Consider the following 383-nt stretch of genomic DNA (forward strand, 5'->3'; position numbering starts at 1 on the left):
CTAATCCGTTTGGAATGGTAAACACATATTGTACACATTGGTTCGAAGAAGTAACTGCATGAATTTTAGGGTAAATTGGCACTTTCCCTCCACGCGTTTGATGTTCTATATATAAACCAGCTTTCTGAAATACCTTAATCATTTGATGTTTTAAAGACCTTTTATACATCCATTCTTTTATGATTTCCATAATAAGCCTCCTAGAACATGATTACAATGCGAAGAAATGCATAGCCGATGAATCCGATTCCTCCCATTCTCACCCCATAATGAATACCATCAGATAATAATTTAGCTGCTGATACATGATCATTTTGCACAAGATATCTTTCTAGCAGAACTGCCCCGATTAAAACTGTTCCCATTACTCCTAACGCAAGATA

2 pseudogenes are annotated in these 383 nt (G+C 36.0%); both read right to left on the minus strand.

Annotated features, from left to right (window positions below):
* Positions 1-190, minus strand: a pseudogene (locus ACODS7_RS32765) (FtsK/SpoIIIE domain-containing protein); the annotation flags it as partial.
* A 10-nt stretch (positions 191-200) separates the two neighbouring features.
* A pseudogene (locus ACODS7_RS32770) lies at positions 201-383 on the minus strand (hypothetical protein); the annotation flags it as partial.

The organism is Bacillus sp. FG16 (genome assembly GCF_057809515.1).